25 protein-coding genes and 2 riboswitches are annotated in these 21,590 nt (G+C 41.6%); of the genes, 16 read left to right on the top strand and 9 right to left on the bottom strand.

From position 1 onward, the window contains the following. Positions 1-14: 14 nt before the first annotated feature. Entirely contained in the window at positions 15-497 is a 483-nt protein-coding gene (locus ACSR9O_RS15830; protein WP_491724684.1) for an SRPBCC family protein, read from the bottom strand. 250 nt (positions 498-747) lie between these two features. Then, positions 748-790: riboswitch (PreQ1 riboswitch) on the top strand. A 50-nt stretch (positions 791-840) separates the two neighbouring features. Here ACSR9O_RS15830 and ACSR9O_RS15825 point away from each other — a divergent pair. Further along, positions 841-1,383: a VUT family protein gene (locus ACSR9O_RS15825; protein ID WP_491724683.1), complete on the top strand. Its 543-nt coding sequence runs from the start codon at positions 841-843 to the stop codon at positions 1,381-1,383. 21 nt (positions 1,384-1,404) lie between these two features. After that, positions 1,405-1,554 (top strand): hypothetical protein, encoded by a 150-nt coding sequence (locus ACSR9O_RS15820; protein ID WP_157831025.1) that lies wholly within the window; start codon positions 1,405-1,407, stop codon positions 1,552-1,554. 378 nt (positions 1,555-1,932) lie between these two features. On the opposite strand, the gene ACSR9O_RS15815 is transcribed toward ACSR9O_RS15820, so the two are convergent. Further along, positions 1,933-2,253, bottom strand: coding sequence for a PadR family transcriptional regulator (locus tag ACSR9O_RS15815; RefSeq protein WP_101223047.1), 321 nt, complete (start codon positions 2,251-2,253; stop codon positions 1,933-1,935). Between the two features lie 310 nt (positions 2,254-2,563). Between ACSR9O_RS15815 and ACSR9O_RS15810 the strand changes: the two genes are divergently transcribed. Further along, positions 2,564-3,310: an alpha/beta hydrolase gene (locus tag ACSR9O_RS15810; protein ID WP_101223046.1), complete on the top strand. Its 747-nt coding sequence runs from the start codon at positions 2,564-2,566 to the stop codon at positions 3,308-3,310. Between the two features lie 101 nt (positions 3,311-3,411). Here the strand turns inward: ACSR9O_RS15810 and ACSR9O_RS15805 are convergent, their stop codons facing one another. Beyond that, entirely contained in the window at positions 3,412-4,116 is a 705-nt protein-coding gene (locus ACSR9O_RS15805) for a DUF421 domain-containing protein (protein ID WP_491724682.1), read from the bottom strand. 254 nt (positions 4,117-4,370) lie between these two features. Next, a riboswitch (purine riboswitch) is annotated at positions 4,371-4,471 on the top strand. A gap of 166 nt (positions 4,472-4,637) precedes the next feature. Here ACSR9O_RS15805 and ACSR9O_RS15800 point away from each other — a divergent pair. After that, entirely contained in the window at positions 4,638-5,831 is a 1,194-nt protein-coding gene (locus tag ACSR9O_RS15800) for a nucleoside transporter C-terminal domain-containing protein (protein ID WP_101223498.1), read from the top strand. Positions 5,832-5,920: 89 nt separating this feature from the next. Here ACSR9O_RS15800 and ACSR9O_RS15795 read toward each other — a convergent pair whose 3' ends face one another. From ACSR9O_RS15795 to ACSR9O_RS15785, 3 genes are all read right to left on the bottom strand, one after another. Then, positions 5,921-7,072 carry a CAP domain-containing protein gene (locus ACSR9O_RS15795; protein WP_491724681.1) on the bottom strand — a complete coding sequence of 384 codons (1,152 nt, stop codon included), beginning with the start codon at positions 7,070-7,072 and terminating at the stop codon, positions 5,921-5,923. A gap of 29 nt (positions 7,073-7,101) precedes the next feature. After that, positions 7,102-7,407, bottom strand: coding sequence for a hypothetical protein (locus tag ACSR9O_RS15790; RefSeq protein WP_491724680.1), 306 nt, complete (start codon positions 7,405-7,407; stop codon positions 7,102-7,104). Positions 7,408-7,636: 229 nt separating this feature from the next. Further along, complete coding sequence (locus ACSR9O_RS15785; protein ID WP_063232600.1) at positions 7,637-8,008, bottom strand: winged helix-turn-helix transcriptional regulator; 372 nt, start codon at positions 8,006-8,008, stop codon at positions 7,637-7,639. 188 nt (positions 8,009-8,196) lie between these two features. On the opposite strand from ACSR9O_RS15785, the gene ACSR9O_RS15780 reads away from it, so the two are divergent. From ACSR9O_RS15780 to ACSR9O_RS15755, 6 genes are all read left to right on the top strand, one after another. Then, on the top strand, positions 8,197-9,402 hold the full coding sequence (locus ACSR9O_RS15780; protein ID WP_491724679.1) for an MFS transporter: 1,206 nt from the start codon (positions 8,197-8,199) through the stop codon (positions 9,400-9,402). A gap of 181 nt (positions 9,403-9,583) precedes the next feature. Further along, positions 9,584-10,426 carry an aldo/keto reductase gene (locus tag ACSR9O_RS15775; protein ID WP_101223043.1) on the top strand — a complete coding sequence of 281 codons (843 nt, stop codon included), beginning with the start codon at positions 9,584-9,586 and terminating at the stop codon, positions 10,424-10,426. Positions 10,427-10,591: 165 nt separating this feature from the next. Continuing rightward, the gene (locus ACSR9O_RS15770; RefSeq protein WP_101223042.1) at positions 10,592-11,620 is read left to right on the top strand and encodes an NADH:flavin oxidoreductase/NADH oxidase; all 1,029 of its coding nucleotides are present in this window, start codon (positions 10,592-10,594) and stop codon (positions 11,618-11,620) included. Positions 11,621-11,781: 161 nt separating this feature from the next. Continuing rightward, complete coding sequence (locus ACSR9O_RS15765) at positions 11,782-12,093, top strand: rhodanese-like domain-containing protein (RefSeq protein ID WP_491724678.1); 312 nt, start codon at positions 11,782-11,784, stop codon at positions 12,091-12,093. A 267-nt stretch (positions 12,094-12,360) separates the two neighbouring features. Then, positions 12,361-13,443, top strand: coding sequence for a tartrate dehydrogenase (locus ACSR9O_RS15760; protein ID WP_101223041.1), 1,083 nt, complete (start codon positions 12,361-12,363; stop codon positions 13,441-13,443). A gap of 64 nt (positions 13,444-13,507) precedes the next feature. Continuing rightward, positions 13,508-13,693, top strand: coding sequence for a sporulation protein Cse60 (locus tag ACSR9O_RS15755; protein WP_048682016.1), 186 nt, complete (start codon positions 13,508-13,510; stop codon positions 13,691-13,693). A 122-nt stretch (positions 13,694-13,815) separates the two neighbouring features. Here ACSR9O_RS15755 and ACSR9O_RS15750 read toward each other — a convergent pair whose 3' ends face one another. Then, the gene (locus ACSR9O_RS15750; protein ID WP_491724677.1) at positions 13,816-14,745 is read right to left on the bottom strand and encodes an SDR family oxidoreductase; all 930 of its coding nucleotides are present in this window, start codon (positions 14,743-14,745) and stop codon (positions 13,816-13,818) included. Between the two features lie 148 nt (positions 14,746-14,893). On the opposite strand from ACSR9O_RS15750, the gene ACSR9O_RS15745 reads away from it, so the two are divergent. From ACSR9O_RS15745 to ACSR9O_RS15735, 3 genes are all read left to right on the top strand, one after another. After that, entirely contained in the window at positions 14,894-15,064 is a 171-nt protein-coding gene (locus tag ACSR9O_RS15745; protein WP_402939091.1) for a hypothetical protein, read from the top strand. Positions 15,065-15,302: 238 nt separating this feature from the next. Next, positions 15,303-15,863 (top strand): MEDS domain-containing protein, encoded by a 561-nt coding sequence (locus ACSR9O_RS15740; protein WP_230176690.1) that lies wholly within the window; start codon positions 15,303-15,305, stop codon positions 15,861-15,863. Position 15,864: 1 nt separating this feature from the next. Then, complete coding sequence (locus ACSR9O_RS15735) at positions 15,865-16,197, top strand: MGMT family protein (RefSeq protein ID WP_491724676.1); 333 nt, start codon at positions 15,865-15,867, stop codon at positions 16,195-16,197. Positions 16,198-16,369: 172 nt separating this feature from the next. Here the strand turns inward: ACSR9O_RS15735 and ACSR9O_RS15730 are convergent, their stop codons facing one another. After that, a complete protein-coding gene (locus ACSR9O_RS15730) occupies positions 16,370-17,635 on the bottom strand; it encodes a BaiN/RdsA family NAD(P)/FAD-dependent oxidoreductase (RefSeq protein WP_260358629.1) in 1,266 nt (421 codons plus the stop codon). Positions 17,636-17,840: 205 nt separating this feature from the next. Between ACSR9O_RS15730 and ACSR9O_RS15725 the strand changes: the two genes are divergently transcribed. Then, positions 17,841-19,442 carry a putative polysaccharide biosynthesis protein gene (locus tag ACSR9O_RS15725; RefSeq protein ID WP_230176692.1) on the top strand — a complete coding sequence of 534 codons (1,602 nt, stop codon included), beginning with the start codon at positions 17,841-17,843 and terminating at the stop codon, positions 19,440-19,442. A gap of 123 nt (positions 19,443-19,565) precedes the next feature. Further along, on the top strand, positions 19,566-20,288 hold the full coding sequence (locus ACSR9O_RS15720) for a pseudouridine synthase (RefSeq protein ID WP_101223035.1): 723 nt from the start codon (positions 19,566-19,568) through the stop codon (positions 20,286-20,288). Between the two features lie 84 nt (positions 20,289-20,372). On the opposite strand, the gene ACSR9O_RS15715 is transcribed toward ACSR9O_RS15720, so the two are convergent. Then, positions 20,373-20,594 carry a DeoR family transcriptional regulator gene (locus ACSR9O_RS15715; RefSeq protein ID WP_034309346.1) on the bottom strand — a complete coding sequence of 74 codons (222 nt, stop codon included), beginning with the start codon at positions 20,592-20,594 and terminating at the stop codon, positions 20,373-20,375. A gap of 538 nt (positions 20,595-21,132) precedes the next feature. Between ACSR9O_RS15715 and ACSR9O_RS15710 the strand changes: the two genes are divergently transcribed. Further along, positions 21,133-21,483 (top strand): hypothetical protein, encoded by a 351-nt coding sequence (locus ACSR9O_RS15710; protein ID WP_101223034.1) that lies wholly within the window; start codon positions 21,133-21,135, stop codon positions 21,481-21,483. Positions 21,484-21,590 lie beyond the last annotated feature (107 nt).

The raw sequence follows: 21,590 nt of genomic DNA, 5'->3' as shown, positions 1-21,590 counted from the left end.
CTTTCGATTTGTTTTTATTTTTTTCCACTATCCCAATCTACTGATATTGACGGCAGTGTCCGTCCAGTTTCAAGCAAGCTCTTCAGGTTACTTAGAATGGCTGGCCATCCATTATTCAAGCCTTCATAGGTATTTTCATCATATACGAAATCTGTCTTCAAAAGCTCCTCATGCCTAAGAATTAACTTCACAGTCGAATCGCCCATTTTCTGTAATTCAAAAGTGACCCGTGTAGGCTGCTCGCGAGGTGTTTTGTCTCCTGCCATGATCCATGTAAACGAGAGCAGGTGCAACGGCTCGCATTTAAGTACATTACCATGATCAGTAATCCGCCCATCTTCCAGCAAATATTTAACGGCTGCCCCTTCTTGCCAGTCAGACTGTACTTGCAATCCAAAGTGATATTTCTTCGTGACTTCACCACTCGTCAAGGCTTCCCAAAGCTTCTCTGGTGTGGTTGCGATATAAATAGGATAGACAAACGTAGTTTTTTTCATAATTCTTTTTCCTCCTCGCCAAATAAGGTATCAAGATCATAACATGACTCTATCATTGATTTTCGGCTTTCAGATACAGGCGGTCAAGCAGTTTTTTGCGACAGAAATCGGCAAAGTCATTGCATTGAAGAAGATTTGAAGTGCATTGCTAATATCGGATTCTCCGTGACATAAAAGGGCCATATGGAAACTTCTTGATTTCCAATCGTTTTCAAGCTACGATAAATGAGGAAAATGATAATCCGCCCGGGCGGAAGAGGTTCTAGCTACCCTCTCAAAAAAACTAAGGAGAACAGTGCTCTTTCTTAGGGTGCTGTTTTTTCTGTATAAGGAGAATTAAGAAATGTTAAGAATTTTATTGTATTTAGTATCCATAATCACGGCGAATGTGGTTACAGCAGCTTTTGCGCCATTACATTTTGGCATGTTCATCATCCCGATGGGGACATTGCTCATCGGGGGAACCTTCATCTTCCGAGATCTGGTCCAGAATAAATTCGGCCGCGCGAAGACCTATATATGTATAATCACTGCACTTATTCTATCTGCATGTGTATCATTTTTATTAGGGGATACGTTACTGATTGTATTTGCTTCCGCATTATCGTTTGTGGTCGCAGAAACGGCGGACACGGAAATTTATACCCGTTTAAAGCTTCCGATGAGTTGGAGGGTGTTTTACAGCGGGATCGTTGGAGGATTTTTCGATTCGGTGATATTTGTCGTGATTGGCCTAAGTCCACTGGGTGCCAATATATTGCCATGGGAAGCAGTACCCGCTGCGGTCATCGGGCAAATCATCGTTAAAACCATCATACAGTCAATTGGTGCCGTACTGTTGGGACGAATCAACGTAGAACTGGAGAAACGTGTAGTCGCCAGTTAAATGCCAGGAGGGGTGCACTCGATGGAAGGAACCAAAAAGGAAGAAGATAAATGCTATTGCCTCGAGGCCTTTCGTGAAAAATATGGCCCCCATGTTCAAGGGGAATGCATGAAGCTCTCCTGCGCCAATTATCGCAAGCATAAAGGAATTGACAAAAAAGGACCAAAATAGGTCCTTTTTTTGCGCGTTAACGGAGTAACTCACGAGTAAACAGTGCAAACTCACTAGTAAAAGTGTGAAACTCACGAGTAAACAGCGCAAACTCGCGAGTAAACGTGAAAAACTCACGATTAAATAGTGCGAACTAAGTGTGCAGTACGAATTCACGAGTAAAAGTGCAAAATTCACGAGTAAACAGTCCAAACTCACGAGTAAAAGTGCGAAACTCACGAGTAAACAGCGCAAATTCACGAGTAAACAGTGCGAACTCAAGAGTAATTCACGAATAAACAGTGCGAAATTATGAGTGCAGGACGAATTCACGAGTAAACATCAAAAAAAGCTTCCTGCACCGTTCCATTATTGGGGCTAGGAAGCTTTGTATTTTGTTTAGAATTGCTCTGTGGTTTTCCGAACTAATTTTTCGAGGAAGAAAAAGCATTCTCGCTTCCGTTCAAGTTCGGTTTGTCCATTTTCGGTGACATGATAATATTTCCTGCGGCCTGACTCGGACTCTTTCCAATGGCCTTTTATGAATTCTTTTTTTTCTAACCGTTTTAGGGCGGAGTAGAGGGTGCCTTCACTTATTTGATATTTGCCCATGCTCATTTCCTTCAAGATCTTCGTGATTTCGTAGCCGTATAGCTTTTTTTGTGAAAGAAGTGAAAGCAAAAGGAGGTCAATGCTTCCCTTCATTAATTCTTTATCCAAATAAATTCTCCTCCTTTTCATTTCTAAAGTGTAATACGTTGTACATCGTATCACAAGGTGCATTTTACTTTTCTAAAAAAAAATGGTTAAATGACGATTGCTAAATAAATTTAATCATAGTAAAATGTGCTTCGGAACGGATGAGTTGTGAAGAGTGTGGTAAGGATACTATATACATGATTTAATTGTTTTAATGAAAATACGGAATAGGATAGAAGAATCACTACTCAAGGGGTATTAATTGATTTTTTTTCAAAAATCATTTAGATTCTATTTATCAACAAGAGCAAAGAAAGAAGGTCCTAGATAGATGAAAGTGAAAGCACCAGAGCCATTCACATATATTGGTGGAAAGAGAGCTGTTCTTTTACTTCACGGGTTTACCGGAAGTACAGGAGATATGAAGAAATTAGGGAAATACTTGAATGATCTTGACTATACTTGCCACGGACCTCTTTATAGAGGGCATGGAGTGTCTGGTGAGGAACTCGTTAAGACTGGTCCAAAGGAATGGTGGGAAGATGTAGTTAATGGCTATAAATTCCTTAAAGAAGAAGGCTATGAAGAAATTGCTGTTGTAGGAATTTCCTTAGGAGGAGTTTTCTCATTAAAAGTGGGAATTGAATTGCCTGTAAAAGGCGTAGTTTCAATGTGCGCTCCGACGCAAGGGAAAAGTATCGATCGACAAAAGAACCGCTTGCTCAATTATGCACAGGCTTATAAGAAGTTTGAGGGCAAAAATGCAGACCAAATTGCTGCAGAAGTGAAGCTGCTGGAAGAAGAGCCTATGCCTCAACTTAAAGATGTGCTGAATATTATAAATGAGACAGGTGAAAATTTAGATTTAATCACATCACCAACGCTTGTTTTACAAGGGCGCTTGGATGATCCTGACTATACGGAGAGTGCTACAGCGATTTTCAATGAAGTCGATACGCAGCATAAACACTTGATATGGTATGAAAATTCAGGTCATATTATCACATTGGGCAAGGAACGTGAACAGGTGTATGAAGATGTGTATAAGTTCTTAAATACACTGAACTGGTCGGAGTAATAAGCGAGTTGATAAATCCCCTTTAAGTTAAACTGTGTAAAGCCTGCATTCATAAGTAGGCTTTACACTATACTTGAGGGGATTTTACTTTGGCTGAAGATTTATTTGTAGAAAAAGACATTTAAGGTGTCGTTATTGTCAATAGTTGCCAATAAAATATCGTTCACGTCGGCATTATATGTTATTTTGATTCTGTTTTTCAGCCATGCTTCGTCCTTGCCGCCCCGATTTAATTCTTTAGAATCAATCTTTCCCTCTTTAATAATCGTTTTAGGAAATGTGAAGGCATTTGTTGCTAGGTGCATATCTGCTGGGGTTACCGCTTCATATTGAGGATATAAGAACAATGAAATGGTACCACCTGGTTCCCATAGTGCGAGTGATACTTTTTGAATATCTTTGACTTTTTCTTTTCTTAATTCCGATAATAAAACATCGATCGAGATTCGGGCCCTTGCCAAGCTTTTGTATATGATTTGTCCATTTTCGATAAGGGGAAAGGGATCAGAGTCAAAAAACCTTCGGAGTTTACCCCACTTAAGGCTTGTAAACACACTAATTATATATAAAATGACCAATACACCTGTTGTTATCATTGAGCCCTCCAAACCTAACTGTTCATCAGATAAAGGGTGAGCAAGAATGTTTCCAATAATTAATGCCATTATGAAATCAAGTAACCGTAACTGCGAAATGGACCGTTGTCCCATAAATTTAACCGAAAAAAGTAAGAAGATGAAGGATATAATGGCTCTTAAAGTCCACTGGATTGCAGTAAGAGTTTCCTGGCTATTAAAAAATTCCACAAAAAATTCACGTCCTTATTTCCTTTAAAGGAGATGTAATGGTCAGTAGGATGAATTGAAACAACTGGGAGCGTATTTAAGACATCTTTAGATAAGGCCGTTTATAGTTTAAGCCACCTCCTTCTTAAGTATTACCCAACCTCGGTCCTTCTGAGACTTTCTTAAATGTTTTCAAAAAATTTATATTAATATAACAACTTTAAAACGTATTGTAATTAAAAATAAACTGATTTAAAATGATATCTTTCCTAAGAAATTTATTTAAAAAATATCCTTGTATAATATCAGTGACGATGGTCTGATAGTTTCTACCTGGCAGCCGTAATGCCGGACTACAAGGAAGTATGAATATAGAAGAGATGGACAGGTTCATGTTGGTTCGCTTGTGATCCATATAACATGTTTGAATGGATGCTCTTACTTTTTCACACTTTCTTCCTGCGGCTGAAGGTGTAAAAAGGTGAGGGCTTTTTATATAAAAAAAACGAATGGGAAATGATATAGCCAAAGGGGATGAAAGCATGTATTTCTTATTGAATATATTAGGTGTTTTAGTTGTAATGGGCATCGTTTACCTTTGTTCACCTAATAAAAGGAACGTTAAGTGGAAAGCCATTCTTACCTTGCTGGTTCTAGAATTGCTTATCACATGGTTCATGTTATCGACAAAAATTGGGGCGTGGGTCATTAATCTGATCGCTTCATTCTTCACCTGGTTGATTGAATGTGCGAATGAAGGGATTTCTTTTGTCTTTCCTTCACTTATGGCAAATGAACAAGTGGATTTCTTTTTCAGCGCATTGATGCCAATTATCTTCATTATCACGTTTTTTGATGTTTTATCGTATTTCGGTATACTTACCTGGATCATTGATAAAGTGGGATGGCTCATCTCAAAAGTATCCGGATTGCCAAAACTTGAGAGTTTCTTTTCGATTCAGATGATGTTCCTAGGAAATACTGAGGCACTTGCCGTACTCCGCCTTCAGCTCAGTGCGATTAAGGATCAGCGTCTTTTGACATTTGGAATCATGAGCATGAGCAGCATCAGCGGTTCAATCATTGGAGCCTACCTGTCCATGGTACCGGCAACCTATGTTTTTGTAGCGATACCTTTGAATTGCTTAAATGCCCTGCTGATAGCTAACATGCTGAATCCTGTCGATGTCAGTAAAGAAGAAGACGTCGTTTATGTACCTTCCAAGGAGGAACGTAAAGATTTCTTTTCCACCATTTCCAACAGTATGCTGGTTGGGGCCAAAATGGTCTTCGTCATCATGGCAATGGTTATCGGCTATGTGGCGTTAACGGCCAGCGTAAACGGCATTTTCGGTTTCTTCGTGGATGGATTGACCATTCAAAAGATTTTCTCTGTCATTTTTAGTCCATTTGCATTCTTGCTTGGATTATCTGGACATGATGCCATGTATGTTGCTCAATTGATGGGAATCAAGCTTGCCACAAATGAGTTCGTTGCCTTGCTCGATTTAAAAGATAAAGTCAGTACACTGCCTCCGCATACAGTTGCTGTGGCTGTCACTTATCTGACGTCATTTGCCAACTTCAGTACAGTGGGCATGATTTATGGAACATTCAATTCCATTCTCAATGATGAGAAATCGAACATTATCGGAAGGAATGTTTGGAAGCTGCTGGTTAGCGGGATGGCTGTTTCCTTGCTAAGTGCCATGGTCGTTGGATTATTCGTTTGGTGATTTAACACATGGGCATCCATTTTTATGAATGGGTGCCCTCTTTTATATGAAAAAAGCTGTGCAGGTTTTCCCTTGCACAGCTTTTTCGTTTATTTCGTCAAATAGTTTTCCGTATAATATGGTTTATCTTCCTCATCGAAGGCAACTCCGACACCGAGCGATTCAAAATCCTTCTGTAATTTGTTTTCCCTGTGTCCAATGGAATTCATTAGGCCTTCATGGGCAAAGATACTGCTATTCTGACCGGCAGCCAGGTTTTCCCCAGCCATTCGAAAATTGATTTTGTCATCTTCCATCCGGTCAAAAGGGGATTCTCCTTCAAGGTTTGTATGGTTGAAGTATTGATTAACGGCCATATCTGAACTATGATCCTGTGCAGTGACCTTCACTTGTTTATCCCATGAAAGCACTGAGAGCTCATGATTGACCCGTGAGGCATTGGTCAAATCGAATAATTGATATTCAAAGCCCTTCTTTAATCCAGGACCGGCTTCTGCAAAATAGCCGCTCTTTTGCTTTTCGAGTTTTGCGTCGATGATTTGGATTGCCGTGACTGTATTTTTCTCATGTTTGTCATAAAAAATGGTCACATAGCTATTATCCATTTCAAACATATCGTATTCGCCGCTGTCACTTCGAATTTGGTAATAGACGTTTCCTTTAAGCAGTTTTGTTACAGGCTCCCCCATTTTCCCAGTCACGGTTTCTTTGGGGGTGCCGCGTTTAATGCCCTCCTTTGAGGAAATCAAATCTTGGTTCGTATATAAACCAACAACTTTATTGTTGTTATCATAGGCAACCATGAAGAAGTTTTGATAATTTTCGTGATAGGCGAACCAGTCCACGCCATATTCATTTCGCGTATTCCGTTTTGCTTTACCAGCCAATTTTTCTACATCATCCTTCGTATCGCCAATTTCGATATTACGGACTGAGAAGGATGCATCGGCAGGTGCTTCCAGTGCTGGTTTTTTCACTTTTTCCGTTTCCTGCAATTCTTTTTCAGAAGCGGTATCCAATGTTTCCGACAGCGAGCCAATCAGGCTGCTGACTCCAGTACTCAGTTTTTCCAAAGCGGTTGAAACCTCGGGCCCGTTTATAAAGGAACGAACATCTGAAGCAAAGGCACTAACCCCTGCTTTGAATCCAGACTCCTGAATATCTTTACCATATCCATACCATAATCCAGAGAGTAGGAGTATGAGGACCACAATATTAAACAATTTCCGCAAATCGTTCACTCCTGCTCTATCCAGGATATAAATCCCGTTTAATGAAAGATCATCGGCACAAAACTTAAGACAGGTGGGGCACATAACAAAAATAGTGAACACAGAATGAGTATTTGTGAGGCTGTTTTTGGAAGCTTTACCTTCCCTTTTCCCGAGTACCAGCCACTGAACTGAAGTTTATTTCTATACCAGGCGAATAATAAAATCAGTATCGCAATCGATCCTAGCCAGCCATACTGATTCACTCCTATGTTTATATATATGCCGTTTACAATGCTCGAAATGATTGTGCCGGCTATCCCGAATATTAATATGATGCGTATCAATTCTAATAAGACCCTCATATGTCACTCCTTGGTTTCACCATTATACTTCTTCGATTAAAAAATAAAAACTTTAAATGATGTGATATTACATATTATACCAAAAAGAAGGAGGGGAATAAAACAGGTGCCTCTTACGACGGGGAATTTATGGGAATTTGGGGCTAGCTTTAATTATTGGTTAAACCAGGAGAATTCTTTATAAACAAAAAAGGATTAGCCACTTCAAGCTAATCCTTTTTGTTTAAGATTACTTTAATTGATCATTCAATACACTTTCCTCTAGAACGGAAAACTTATCACCATACACCCTGGTTATGTGGTTTTCCCCCCACGTACATAGTGCGGATAGGATGCTTTCGAGGCTTTGTCCATACTCACTTAGTTCATATTCCACTTTTGGGGGGACCTGGTTATAAACGATCCGATTGATGACACCGTCCTGTTCCAACTCCCGCAATTGTTGAGTCAGCATTTTTTGGGTGATGTTTGGCATTAGGCGCTTCAATTCACTAGTCCGCTTTTTTCCGTGAGTCAGATGGCAGAGGATTACGCATTTCCACTTCCCGCCCAGTACTTCCAGTGTTGCTTCAACGGATATATTGTACTTCTTTTTTTGCATGATTTGTATACTCTCCTTATTTTATAGGAACTTTAAGGTACCTATATTACTTTAAAGTACGTACTGTTTTTTATTTATATTATATCTCATAATAACATTTGCACACCGAATTCCACTGTACCATTTATAAAAAAAGTTGCTTAGGCAATTTCAATGATAGTACAAAACAACAAGAAGGAGAAGAGGATATGATTTCAAATAAAAATAGAAGTACATGGGCATTGCTCGCTTTAGCGATCAGCGCCTTTGCAATTGGAACAACCGAGTTCATCAGCGTGGGATTATTACCGCTCATTTCTAAAGATTTACACATTACAGTCACGACGGCGGGGTTGACGGTATCTCTATACGCCTTGGGGGTCATGTTCGGGGCACCTATCCTTACATCCCTTACATCGAATATGTCGAGAAAGACCTTATTGCTTTGGATCATGGTCGTGTTCATTGCCGGAAATGCATTGGCGGCTTCTGCGACCACGATCAGTGTGTTATTGATCGCACGTGTCATTTCAGCGCTTGCACATGGTATTTTCATGTCGATCGGCGCTACGATTGCGGCTGATTTGGTCCCTGAAAACCGCAGGGCGAGTGCCATCGCCATCATGTTCACAGGTCTAACGGTGGCAACGGTGACCGGAGTTCCGTTTGGAACGTTCATCGGGCAGCAATTCGGCTGGAGATTCGCTTTCATCATCATTGTGGCAATCGGCCTGATAGCTTTCATCGGAAATGGCATCCTTGTCCCATCCGATTTAAGAAAAGCTGCACGGACGACGTTCCGTGACCAAATCAAATTGGTGACGAATGGACGTTTGCTGTTAGTATTCATCATTACAGCGTTAGGATACGGAGGTACATTCGTTGTCTTCACGTACCTGTCGCCATTACTTCAGGAAGTAACAGGGTTTAAAGAAGGAACTGTGGCCTTGATTTTGCTAGTATATGGAGTAGCCATAGCGATAGGGAATACTCTCGGCGGGAAATTGGCCAATCGCAATCCTATTAATGCCCTATTCTATATGTTTCTTATACAAGCCATTGTACTGGTGGTCTTGACCTTCATGGCACCGTTTAAGATAGCTGGTTTAATTACGATCATTTTAATGGGATTGTTTGCATTCATGAATGTTCCAGGGCTTCAAGTCTATGTCGTCATGTTAGCGGAGCGTTTCGTGCCGAGTGCAGTGGACGTGGCGTCAGCCATCAATATTGCCGCCTTCAATGCGGGAATCGCCATTGGTGCCTACTTAGGAGGGGTGATTACCGATTCGATCGGACTGATCCATACAGCGTGGATAGGTGGAGTCATGGTGTTTGCAGCAGTGATTTTAACAGGCTTGAGCCGGGCCTTGGAAAGTAAAGACCGTACCAAGGGAACGGACAAAATAGCATAGGAATGAAAAAGTGATGCATCTTAGAAAAAGCATGCTATGCGTTTAGAGTATCAATAACCAAGTATCATTGCATCCCTTCAGCGAATGATGGAAGGTTCCTTGAAGGGATGTAATGATACTGATACTTAAACGCATTACAATCTTAAAAAACAATGAAGAGAAAATTTGGGGGTAGAGTATAATGGTGAAAAATTTACAAGATACAACTACGTTGCATAATGGAGTTAAAATGCCTTGGTTCGGATTGGGCGTATTTAAGGTGGAAGAAGGACCGGAGCTGGTAAATGCAGTTAAAGTGGCCATTAAACATGGTTATCGCAGCATCGATACGGCTGCCATTTATGAAAATGAAGAAGGGGTTGGACAAGGGATCCGTGAGGGATTGAAAGAAGCTGGAATCTCGAGGGAAGAATTATTCGTAACATCAAAAGTCTGGAATGCTGATTTGGGATATGAATCAACAATCGCGGCTTACGAAAAAAGCTTAAAGAAACTTGGCTTGGAGTACTTGGATTTATACCTTATCCATTGGCCAGTGGAAGGGAAATATAAAGAAGCTTGGAGAGCGTTAGAAACTTTATATAAAGAAGGAAAAGTAAAGGCGATCGGTGTGAGCAATTTCCAAATTCACCATCTAAAAGATTTGATGGAAGATGCAGAAGTGAAGCCGATGGTCAATCAAGTAGAATGCCATCCGCGTTTAACTCAAAAAGAAGTTCAGGCATTTTGTAAGGAACAAGGAATACAACTTGAAGCATGGTCTCCTTTGATGCAAGGTGAACTGCTGGATAATGAAGTATTACAAGCAATTGCGACCAACCATGGCAAGTCTGTTGCACAAGTCATTTTACGCTGGGATTTACAAAATGGGATTGTAACGATTCCAAAATCAACTAAAGAACATCGTATTGTTGAAAACTCAACTGTATTCGATTTCGAATTGACAGAAGAGGAAATGAAACAAATTGATGGATTGAATCAGAATCACCGTGTTGGTCCAGATCCTGATAATTTCGACTTTTAATTAAGTATGAAGGAGAGGGACGGGATATCCGTCTTTCTCTTTTTTTATGGATTTCTGCATCGGAATTTACAATGACAGCTTCGGGAATCTGATTAGTTGACACAGTATTACTGGGATGATATAAATGCATGTGCATGCATTATATAAAAAAGGAGATAAAAAATTATGAATGATTTATTTTCACCTTATCGCATAAAAGAACTTGAACTGAAAAATAGGATCGTCATGCCGCCGATGTGCCAATACTCCGTCGAAGCGGAAGATGGTATACCAACGAATTGGCACCATCAGCATTATGTAAGCAGGGCAGTTGGCGGTACGGGGTTAATTATAGTTGAAATGACCGATGTGGAGCCTGATGGGCGCATTTCGAATCGCGATCTTGGATTATGGTCCGACGATCAAATTGGGGCTTTCTCCAACATCGTTAAGGAAGTTCATCAATACGGTGCAAAAATCGGAATACAAATTGCCCATGCAGGCCGTAAAGCGGAGGATGCGGAAACGCCGGTGGCACCATCAGCCATTGCGTTTGATGAAACGTACAAAACACCAAGAGCTTTAGAAACGGAAGAAGTTAAGGAAATGGTCGATAAATTCCGGGCATCGGCCAGAAGGGCAGTTACAGCAGGATTTGACGTAATCGAATTACATGGTGCACACGGGTATTTAATCCACCAATTCACATCACCGCTTACGAATAAACGTGATGATGAATATGGAAGAGACCTGACAAAATTCGGAGTGGAAGTCATTAAAGCAGTGAAAAGCGAAATGCCTGCCGACATGCCTTTAATCATGCGCATTTCTGCAAAAGAATACGTTGAAGGCGGATATGGTATTGAAGAAAGCATTGCATTTTCACAAGTCTTTAAAGAAGCAGGCGTCGATATGTTCCATGTGAGCTCTGGAGGAGAAGGCCCGATTGGAGCAGACGGAAGGCCTGGTACCCATGCCAGCTATCAAACTCCGTTGGCCAGGGAAATCAAAAAAGCTTTGGATATTCCGGTGATTGCCGTAGGTAGATTAGATGATCCGATTCTTGCAAATTCAATCATAGGTAATGAAGAAGCGGATTTGGTTGCCGTCGGCAGAGGAATGCTGCGAAACCCTTATTGGGCATTGGAAGCATCTAAAGCTTTGAATAAAAAAACGGAGATCCCTGAACAATATCAACTGGGATTCAAGCATTAATACGAATTCATGCTTTAAAACGCCGGCGAATAATATATTCGCCGGCGTTTTTACAGTCAGGCTTGAGGGAATTTTCATCAGGAAATCGATTACGTGATGTTTAACTGGAAATTTTGCTATAATGAAAAAGATAAATCAAACGATAATTCGAGGTGCTAATTATGGAAGAAATCAAAATCATTACAACTGAAGAAGTGGAAGCTAAGCTTGAGGCAGGAGAAGCGATGGAACTTGTCGATGTTCGTGAAGACGATGAAGTGCAAGAGGGAATGATCGAAGGCGCTAAACATATTCGCATGAATGATATCCCGGCAAACCTTGACTATTTTGATAAAGAAAAAGAATATATTTTTATCTGCCGTTCAGGACGCCGCAGTGAAAATGTATGCCATTATCTTCAGGAACAAGGATATAAAGTGGCAAACATGGTTGGCGGAATGCTTGAATGGGACGGCGAAGTCATCGTTAAGTGAGGTTCCTCAAAAAGACCTGTTACTTTTGTAAGCGTAAATCCAGGAATGTGACGGTTTATTTGAATGAAGAAAGAAAAAAGATCATGGTTTGTTCACAGTGCCGTGAATATGCAGAAAGACGCGCATATTTGAAGGCGTAAAAAAAGAGACCTTTCATCATGAAAGGTCTCTTTTTTCTGTATGGACCTCTTCTAACTGGAATGTATAAATTATATGTTAAAATTAGGGGGTTAAAATCAGAAAATATAGAAAAAGGAGAGTTGAAGCATGAATGTTCATAAAATAGCGGTCATTGCGGGTGACGGGATAGGCCCTGAGGTGATTGATGAGGGTGTAAAGGTCCTTAAAGAAGTAGCTGCAATTGCCGGGGAGTTTTCTTTCCAGTTCACCTATTTTCCATGGGGCTGTGAATATTATCTTGAGCACGGTAAAATGCTTCCCGACGACGGACTTGAACAACTGATGAAGTTTGACGCTGTGTATCTTGGGGCGGTCGGTTATCCTGGTGTCCCGGACCATATTTCTTTACGTGAACTTCTGCTGAAAATCAGAAAGGGATTTGATCAATATGTGAATGTTCGACCCGTTAAATTGCTTCAAGGTGCACCCTGTCCATTAAAGGACGTGACTCGTGACCAAATCGATATGGTTGTCATCCGTGAAAACAGTGAAGGGGAATATTCCGGTGCCGGTGATTGGCTTTTTAAAGGCAAGCCGGAAGAAGTCGTCCTGCAGACGGGGGTCTTTTCAAGAAAAGGGACGGAGAGGATCATCCGTTATGCGTATGAACTTGCGCGTAAGACGGGCAGGACGCTAACGAGTATAAGCAAGGCGAACGCTTTGAATTATTCAATGGTTTTTTGGGATCAGGTTTTTGAAGAAATTGGACAAGAGTTTCCGGATGTAGAAACGAATTCCTATTTGGTCGATGCTGCAAGCATGTATTTTGTCAAGCAGCCCGAACGGTTTCAAATCGTTGTCACCTCCAATTTGTTTGGTGACATCATCACGGATTTAGGTGCTGCCATTGCAGGCGGGATGGGACTGGCGGCCGGTGCCAATTTAAACCCGGAACGGATTTATCCTTCGATGTTCGAACCGATCCATGGTTCAGCCCCGGATATAGCACATCAAGGCATTGCCAATCCACTTGCGGCCATATGGTCCGCCAGTCAGATTCTTGATTTCTTTGGGCATGAGGTTTGGGGTGCTAAAGTGTTGGACGTGATCGAACAGGTGATGGTCGATAAAAAGGCGCTCACCCCTGATATGGGCGGGACAGCTTCTACAGGAGAAGTCGGGGATGAAGTGGTTGCATTAATATCCGCTTTACAAACAAATCAAGTATAATATTTTTGAAAAATGGGCATCCTGCACAATAACTATCATTATAGTAAAAGGGCGGGGAGAGCCGATGATACAAGTCAAATTATTTGATTATGAGCATGAAAAGGATCTTGAGGATGAAATGAATTTTTTCCTTGAAGACATTCGTGATAATCAAATAGTCGATATCAAATACAATGTCGCCACTACAGGTGAAGAGGAAGAGGAACAGATCTACTGTTTTAGTGCGATGATCATCTATAAAAAAAAATAAAGGCCGGCTGGCCTATATTCAACATTAGACTACCTATTGCTTGCTGGCAGGCAATAGGTAGTCTTTTTTTATGGAAATCAGAATTTTGACTTCCTCGGAAGGGAGCATATACGATGTGGAAATTAGGACGATGTCGCTTCCCCGCCGTTGACATGAAGTGTTTGTCCTGTCACAAAACGAGAATCATCAGAAGCGAGATAGACAAAGGTGGGAGCCAGTTCAAATGGCTGGCCTTGACGCTCCATCGGGTTATCGACTTGTGTCACTTCGTCTGACGAGAAACTTGCCGGGATGAGGGGTGTCCAAAACCTTCCGGGTGCAACGGCGTTCACCCGGATGCCTTGATCGACAAGACTGTTTGCCAAGGCACGGGTAAAACCAATGTTGGCTCCTTTAGTCGCCGTGTAATCAATTAATTGCTTATTCCCATTAAACGTCACGACAGAAGATGTATTAATGATGGAGGACCCAGCTTTTAAATGGGGAAGGGCAGCACGGGTCGTGTAGAAGTGGGAATAGATATTCACCTTAAAGGTATCATCGAATTGCTCATCCGTAATATCAAGCAAGCTTAATTGTTGAAATTGAATACCCACGTGGTTACAAAGAATATTGAGCTTTCCAAATGTTTCGATGGTGTCTTCCACGATCTTGATGCATTGCTGTTTATCCCTTAAGTCACCAGGCAGCAGTAAGCAACGTTGTCCAAGCTCTTCAATTCTCGTTTTAGTCCGATTGGCATCCTCATGTTCATCCAGATAAGCGATGGAAACATCTGCGCCTTCTTTAGCAAAAGCGATGGCAGCCGCAGCGCCAATTCCACTGTCTCCGCCAGTTATCAATGCGACACTGCCTGTTAATTTTCCACTGCCCTTATAATTGGGATTTTCGATGATGGGCCGTGGCACCATTAATTTTTCTACACCAGGCTGGCGAAATTGGCGTTGCTCCGGAACCGTGATGGGGACGTCTTGATAACGAGTGACTTTTCCATAATTCGGATGCATGGGATAGCCTTCACATGATGATTTCTTTTTCTTATCTTCTGCCATGAGGAGTCCTCCTAAAAAAGAATTTAGTCGGATTACTCTATGACGATCAGGTATATGCCGTGCATGAAGAACATGTATGGGTACGGGCTCGTTGCCGTACAGCTCGAATATGCTGAAGTGTAGAAAAAAAGTTTTTGGAGGCCTCAATATGCCATATTATTATAGCGAAGAAGTGAAATTGTTATTGGTCGATCAATCTGATGAAAAAGTGGAGTTGTTATATGATTCCAACCCAAATACCTTTGAATTGCCGCTGATAGGACCAAGACCGCCATATTATTATAACCCGCGCTATGTGCCGTTTTATCCCGTGATTTAAGGTCAACGTACCAGGGGGAATGCATGAAGAAAGGAGTTTGCTGAAATGGGCTGCCTTGGTCTTTCGATGAGTGGACTAAAAGCAGCCTCAATTCGATTCAACTAAGTTCCGGATCATAACAGATGTCATTAAGAAAAACTGATTATATTTATCTATGAATTTTACAAACACGGAGATAATAGGTAAAGTTATACATAATACATAGAGCGGATTGGTGTATTTAAAGGAGAGATTCATTTTGGATAACAATATGAAACAACTAATAGAAAATCTACAGCAATCGGATGGTGGACATATCTTATACTGTTTTAATGAATTGGAAGCCTACATTGAAAATGAGGCAACATTCATCATTGAGGGTGTTGAACAGGGAGACCATATTCTGGTCGTCGAAAATGACCGTATCTTTCCTTTTGTGTACAAGAAATTGCAGCTTCATTTAAATGAGGAGCAATTGGAGCAAGTGCATCTTATGAACAATTTTGATTTTTATTGTTTTCATGGAAACTTCCATCCTTCGACGATGGTTAATTATTTCTTGGAAAATATCGTTACATATACTGAACGCAATCAGCACGTGCGGACTTGGGGCCATGTTGAATGGGGCCATGACGATCAAGCCACCTTAGCGATAGGAGAATATGAAAAAGGAATCGACAAATTGATCAAGGAACGAGGATTGATTTCTGTTTGTGCGTACGATGACTGCAGAGTGCCTGCCGAGCTTAAAATAAACTTGATCAAGCATCATGGGGTCCTGATAACCGATGAAAAAATCACGATTTTAGCAAACGGATAGAATGGAAGGGGCAAGTTATTTGGAAAGTTTTACTGAACGGGTAATTAATATCATACAACAAATCCCTTCCGGTAAAGTGATGACATATGGTCAAATTGGACAGCTCGCCGGAAGTCCGCGCGGTGCAAGGCAGGTCGTAAGGATCCTTCATTCAAGCAGCAAAAAGCATGACCTTCCTTGGCACCGGGTAATCAATGCCAAAGGAGAAATCGGCATAAAAGCGGAGGGAGCCGCAGAACACCAGAAGGTGATGCTCGAGAGTGAAGGCGTCACTTTCACGAAACGGAATACCATTGATCTTGAAGCCTTTCGCCATCATCCAGAAATATTTTAAACGAAAAGCCGGATAATAGAGGCGTCGCGGGTACGGCCCAAAAAAGTACGGTGAAGACCCAAATAACCGCATCTTCGCCTGAATCAAAGCCCAACAAACACCGAATGGATGTATAGGCTTACGAAATCGCATTAAAAGAGGCTGATCCAAGCGGATCAGCCTCTTTTACGAATTATGAACGGGCATACATGGCAGCATTCATTCCGGCGAGTCTTCCGGTTACTAATGCCGATGTGATATTATAGCCGCCTGTGTATCCGTGTATATCCAGAATTTCACCGCAGAAATACAGTCCGTCCATTAGTTTGGATGCCATTTCCTTTGGATGTATTTCTTTGACGGATACGCCGCCGCCCGTGACGAAGGCTTTTTCCAGCGGCTGGGTGCCGTGAACTCCGAATTGGAAGTCCTTGCATAATTCTGCAAAGCGGCGGATTTTTTCATTTGATATCGTCGCTCCTTGTTCTTGAAGGTCGATGCCGCTTCGCTCAAGCAGGAAGTGAAGGTATCGTTCAGGAACTAAGCCTTTTAAGGTGTTTTTAATGGCTTTTTTCGGTTCGGCCTTGATTTCCTTCATGATATCTTGAAAAACCTCTTCCTTGTTTCGGTCCGGCAGGGCATCGAGTTTCATAGTCACTTCCGACAGGTTCCATTTTTTCATCGCTTTCACGACGAATTGGCTGCATCTTAGAACAGCTGGACCGGAGACGCCAAAATGGGTGAAGAGCATATCCATTCGGTGTGTAATCAGGGCCTTGCCCTTTGGGTTAAGGACACTCAATGAAACATCGCGAAGTGCGAGACCTTGAAGTGTTCGATTTTTAATGAATGTTTCATTGCTAAGTACGGGAACTTCAGTTGGGAAAAGCTCGGTAATCGTATGTCCCGCCTTTTTAGCCCATGCGTAGCCGTCTCCCGTTGAACCGGTGTGGGGAACTGATTTTCCGCCGACTGCAATCACGACTGCATCCGTGTCAATGGTCTGGCCATCTTTTAACTGGACACCGCTGGTTTTTCCATGTTCATAGAGAACTTCCGCAACTGGGGAGTTCTTATAGATCGTTACTTTTAAATTCGACAGGCGCGTCAGAAGGGCATCCACGACACTTTGCGCTTTATCGTTGACAGGGAACATCCGGCCATGGTCCTCTTCTTTAAGAGCCACGCCCAATTTTTCAAAGAATTGAATAATGTCTTCATTATTGAACTCTGAGAATGCACTGTATAGAAATCGCCCGTTTCCAGGGATATGCTGAATGATTTCATCGATTGAGAGCCTGTTCGTCACGTTGCAGCGTCCGCCGCCCGAGATTGCAAGTTTCCTGCCAAGCTTCTCGCCTTTATCCACTAACAAGACATGGGCACCTTTTTCCCCGGCTGCAATTGCTGCCATCAATCCGGAAGGACCGCCGCCAATTACCACTACATCATATTTCAAATTGATCACCACTTTATCATTTTCAGTCCCTTCATTATATAGCAAGAGCCCGTCAGATTGCGAATGTAGAAGAAAAGGAATTATTTGTTTGTGTATTATCATCGAAAACGATAAACTTGAGTGTAGTTTTCTATAGAAAAAATTCTTTAATATGATAAGATAAAGAGCGTGTGAAACGTAACTGACAGAGGCAGGAAGGGATTAGATGTCATCTAAGTTTTTAAAAGGGGCTTTTATATTAACGCTGGGAGCGATCATTTCCAAGATACTTGGTTTATTTTACGTTATCCCATTTGAACATATGGTTGGGAATAAAGGGGCTACCCTCTATCAATATGGGTACGTTCCATATACCATTTTCATTAGTTTTGCAACGGCAGGCATGCCGCTTGCTGTTTCTAAATTCATTTCGAAGTATAATGCGCTTGAGGAATACGCAGTCGGTGAGAAGTTATTTAAATCGAGCCTGAAATTAATGGTTGTCACAGGTTTTCTCGCTTTTTTGATTCTCTATACGATGGCCCCGCTGTTTACTGGAGTCTTTGGGGTCAGGCAGGAAGATGTCAGTGATGTCACCGAGATCATACGGGCAGTCAGCTTCGCCTTGATTTTTGTACCGTTCATGAGCATCATCCGCGGCTTCTTTCAAGGTCATGAAGCGATGGAACCAACGGCCATCTCTCAGGTTATCGAACAAATTGTCCGCATCGTGTTCCTTTTGGCCGGTGTGTATGTTGTTTTGAATGTCCTGGATGGAGAGTTAGTGAGAGCCATCCAAGTAGCTACCTTCGCGGCAACGGTCGGGGCTGTCGGCGGTTTAGTGGTGTTATTTTGGTATTGGAAAAAACAAAAACCCCATTTGGACAGCTTGATGAAGAAAGACCGGGGGACGATGGAAATTTCCCTGAAGGAGATTTATAAAGAAATATTTCTTTCGTCGATTCCTTTCATATTTGTCGGAATCGCGATGCCATTGTTTCAGTTTGCGGACTTGCTGTCTTTCAATAAGGCGATGTCTTCAATCGGTTTGCAGCACGTCGCAGAAGATGCCCTTGGGGTGTTGAATGTATATGCCCAGAAGCTTGTCTTGATTCCGATGACACTTGCAACCGGATTTTCAATGGCGCTTCTTCCCTCGGTGACGAAGGCATATGTAAGCGAGGATTCGGAAGAGTTAAACCGCCAGCTGAACCAAGCCTTCCAAATTTTGTTGTTCATTACCATTCCAGCTGTCGTTGGCATGTCGGTGCTAGCCGATCCAATCTATAGTGCCTTTTACAGCCATGATCCACTTGGAATCAGTGTCCTGAAGGCATATGCGCCCGTTTCCATCTTATTTGCGCTTTTTTCCGTTTCGGCGGCCATTTTACAAGGCATCAATCAGCAAAAATATACAGTGCTCAGCCTGCTTGTGGGCTTTTTAATCAAATTGAGCTTGAATATCCCGTTGATCAAGCTGTTTGAAACGGAAGGATCCGTTTATGCTACGGCATTCGGCTACTTGGCTGCCGTGCTGCTGAATTTGTATGTCATTACCTACTTTACTGGATATCGTTACGGCCTTACCATCAGAAGATCTGTTTTGATCACAGTTTTTTCAATAATAATGGGACTGGCTGCATGGGGCATGAACAGTTTATTATCGCTTTGGCTTACAACGGAAGGGCGCTTCCAGGCGATTTTGATCGTGGCCGTTTGTGCAATTTTTGGAGCGCTCATTTATGCGGCGCTTTCCTTGAAAAGCAAACTTGCCCATCGTTTGTTCGGTACCCGGATCGATCGGTTAAAAGCTAAATTAGGATTATAAGCTGGAAGTTTGATGTGTAAAATAAAGGGTATTGAATGGTGAATCCCAGATTAAAATATATTGGCCTTGCCTGACATTTAAGTGGGCAAGGCTTTTTACTGAAAAAGGCTTTAGGAGGACACGATGAGAATAGATAAGATTTTATCCAATATTGGTTATGGCAGCAGGAAAGAAGTGAAAAAGCTCCTGAAATCCGGCGCCGTGAAGGTCAATGACAGGCTTCTTAAGGACCCGAAGGAACAAGTGGACCCTGAAACGGAAATAGTTACGGTTCATGGTGAACGGGTTGAATACAGGGAATTCATATATTTAATGATGAATAAACCGCCAGGCGTATTGTCGGCAACGGAAGACAACTACCAAGAAACGGTCATCGACATCTTGGAGCCGGAGGATTCGGTATTCGAGCCATTTCCTGTAGGCCGTCTTGATAAGGACACAGAAGGTTTATTGCTAATAACGAATGATGGAAAGCTTGCCCACCAACTGCTTTCTCCAAAGAAACATGTCCCTAAAACATATTTTGCGGTCATTGATGGCGAAGTGACGGAACGGGATATCGAGGCATTCCGCAACGGCGTGACCTTGGATGATGGATACGAAACAAAACCAGGTGAATTGAACATTTTAAAATCAGGTCTGACATCGGATATCGAGCTAACGATCATGGAAGGAAAGTTCCATCAGGTGAAGCGGATGTTTGAGTCCGTTGGCAAACGTGTCGTCTACCTAAAGCGTCTTTCCATGGGGAGTTTACAGCTTGATGAGGAACTTGAGCTTGGTGAATACCGTGAGTTGACGGCGGAGGAGCTTGAACAGTTAAAGGCAGGCCAACCGACTGAATGATAGGTGGATACAAAAAATGAGGCGGACAATATTGTCTGCCTCAAAGTATTTTACATATCGATCTTGTTCGGGTGGTCGTTCTTTTTACGATGACATCTTCACCTTTTTACTTGTTGTCGTCCAAAGGCCACGGCTTGGGCTTTGAACAAGGTCATTGTATGCTAAGACATTTAAATCGCGCTGCACAGTTCGAGGAGTGATGCCAAATTCTTCTACAAGCTCTTGAGTAGAAACCGTACCGTTATTACTAATGAACATATAAACGGATTTAATACGGGTTAACATGCGATTTGTTGAAGGTTTCAAAAAATCACTCCTTATTCTTTTCATTGTTATTTTGAACAAATGAAAACAACCGATATGTCGGACAGCATTTCAGCTGTCACTATGTACTTGCTATACCCACCCTATAACTCCTCGGAAACATTTAGAAAAAATAAGATGTCATTAGCTTCATTCTACCCCTTTGCAAAAGCAAATTCTAGGAAAAGATACTAATTGACTAAATATTACATTTATTATATCAAATTTTAACAAAATTATTCTCTATACCTATAGAAAAATTAATAAAGAGCTGTTCCATTTGTTCATGATCATATTTTTCCAATACAGGATGCTTACTATGCATCCTGAGATGTCGCACAAATCGAACGTTGACTTTTAAGGCATATACATGTTATTTTACTTAAATGGATTATAAATCGTAACAATTACGTTTTGTGTATTGGTATAGGAATTGCTTGATGGCTTGCGGTTACGATGTCATAATGAGGTATCGGTCAGTATAGACTTTTCATACATATCTAAAAGGATTTAAATATAAACCAATTCGAGGTAGAGCCATATGAACGAAAGATTAATGGAGTTTTTATTGCGCGACGAAGTAACCAGACTTTCTGGCGTCAAAAAACAAGTGTATGAATTCATTGTGAACGAAGAAGATTATCTTGCATCGAAGGCGGACACGGTCGATCAATTCATGAGATTGCTGGTAAAGCATTCTCCGCCAAGGCTCGCAGCCCGTCATTTCAACATGCCATATGGGGAAATCATTCGTTTCATGAATGAAATAGAAGATGAACTGAATGAGAGATTAGAGGAAAGATGCAAGAAAGTGAAGTGGATGGACTACACGGAAAAGGACCAGCAGGCATTTGAGGAATATCATAGGAAGTTATATCTATTTGTAAATTAATAAATTGGATCATCAAGATGCCCTGGTATGAAAGGGCATTTCAGACTGTAGCCAAACTCGATGAAAATCGAATTTGGCTACAGTTTTTTTTTGCTTGTACAAATTTA

This window comes from Peribacillus sp. B65, assembly GCF_058513295.1.
This window is presented reverse-complemented; position numbering and strand designations above follow the sequence as displayed.

Excerpts from the sequence above, each read along its gene's own strand:
- ACSR9O_RS15745 (WP_402939091.1), top strand. The coding sequence starts at position 14,894 with ATGCCATATTATTATAGCGAAGAAGTGAAATTGTTATTGGTCGATCAA.
- ACSR9O_RS15720 (WP_101223035.1), top strand. The coding sequence starts at position 19,566 with ATGAGAATAGATAAGATTTTATCCAATATTGGTTATGGCAGCAGGAAA.
- ACSR9O_RS15830 (WP_491724684.1), bottom strand. The coding sequence starts at position 497 with ATGAAAAAAACTACGTTTGTCTATCCTATTTATATCGCAACCACACCA.
- ACSR9O_RS15765 (WP_491724678.1), top strand. The coding sequence starts at position 11,782 with ATGGAAGAAATCAAAATCATTACAACTGAAGAAGTGGAAGCTAAGCTT.
- ACSR9O_RS15725 (WP_230176692.1), top strand. The coding sequence starts at position 17,841 with ATGTCATCTAAGTTTTTAAAAGGGGCTTTTATATTAACGCTGGGAGCG.
- ACSR9O_RS15775 (WP_101223043.1), top strand. The coding sequence starts at position 9,584 with ATGGTGAAAAATTTACAAGATACAACTACGTTGCATAATGGAGTTAAA.
- ACSR9O_RS15710 (WP_101223034.1), top strand. The coding sequence starts at position 21,133 with ATGAACGAAAGATTAATGGAGTTTTTATTGCGCGACGAAGTAACCAGA.
- ACSR9O_RS15790 (WP_491724680.1), bottom strand. The coding sequence starts at position 7,407 with ATGAGGGTCTTATTAGAATTGATACGCATCATATTAATATTCGGGATA.
- ACSR9O_RS15810 (WP_101223046.1), top strand. The coding sequence starts at position 2,564 with ATGAAAGTGAAAGCACCAGAGCCATTCACATATATTGGTGGAAAGAGA.
- ACSR9O_RS15735 (WP_491724676.1), top strand. The coding sequence starts at position 15,865 with ATGGAAGGGGCAAGTTATTTGGAAAGTTTTACTGAACGGGTAATTAAT.
- ACSR9O_RS15825 (WP_491724683.1), top strand. The coding sequence starts at position 841 with ATGTTAAGAATTTTATTGTATTTAGTATCCATAATCACGGCGAATGTG.
- ACSR9O_RS15785 (WP_063232600.1), bottom strand. The coding sequence starts at position 8,008 with ATGCAAAAAAAGAAGTACAATATATCCGTTGAAGCAACACTGGAAGTA.
- ACSR9O_RS15755 (WP_048682016.1), top strand. The coding sequence starts at position 13,508 with ATGATACAAGTCAAATTATTTGATTATGAGCATGAAAAGGATCTTGAG.
- ACSR9O_RS15800 (WP_101223498.1), top strand. The coding sequence starts at position 4,638 with ATGTATTTCTTATTGAATATATTAGGTGTTTTAGTTGTAATGGGCATC.
- ACSR9O_RS15820 (WP_157831025.1), top strand. The coding sequence starts at position 1,405 with ATGGAAGGAACCAAAAAGGAAGAAGATAAATGCTATTGCCTCGAGGCC.
- ACSR9O_RS15750 (WP_491724677.1), bottom strand. The coding sequence starts at position 14,745 with ATGGCAGAAGATAAGAAAAAGAAATCATCATGTGAAGGCTATCCCATG.
- ACSR9O_RS15760 (WP_101223041.1), top strand. The coding sequence starts at position 12,361 with ATGAATGTTCATAAAATAGCGGTCATTGCGGGTGACGGGATAGGCCCT.
- ACSR9O_RS15780 (WP_491724679.1), top strand. The coding sequence starts at position 8,197 with ATGATTTCAAATAAAAATAGAAGTACATGGGCATTGCTCGCTTTAGCG.
- ACSR9O_RS15770 (WP_101223042.1), top strand. The coding sequence starts at position 10,592 with ATGAATGATTTATTTTCACCTTATCGCATAAAAGAACTTGAACTGAAA.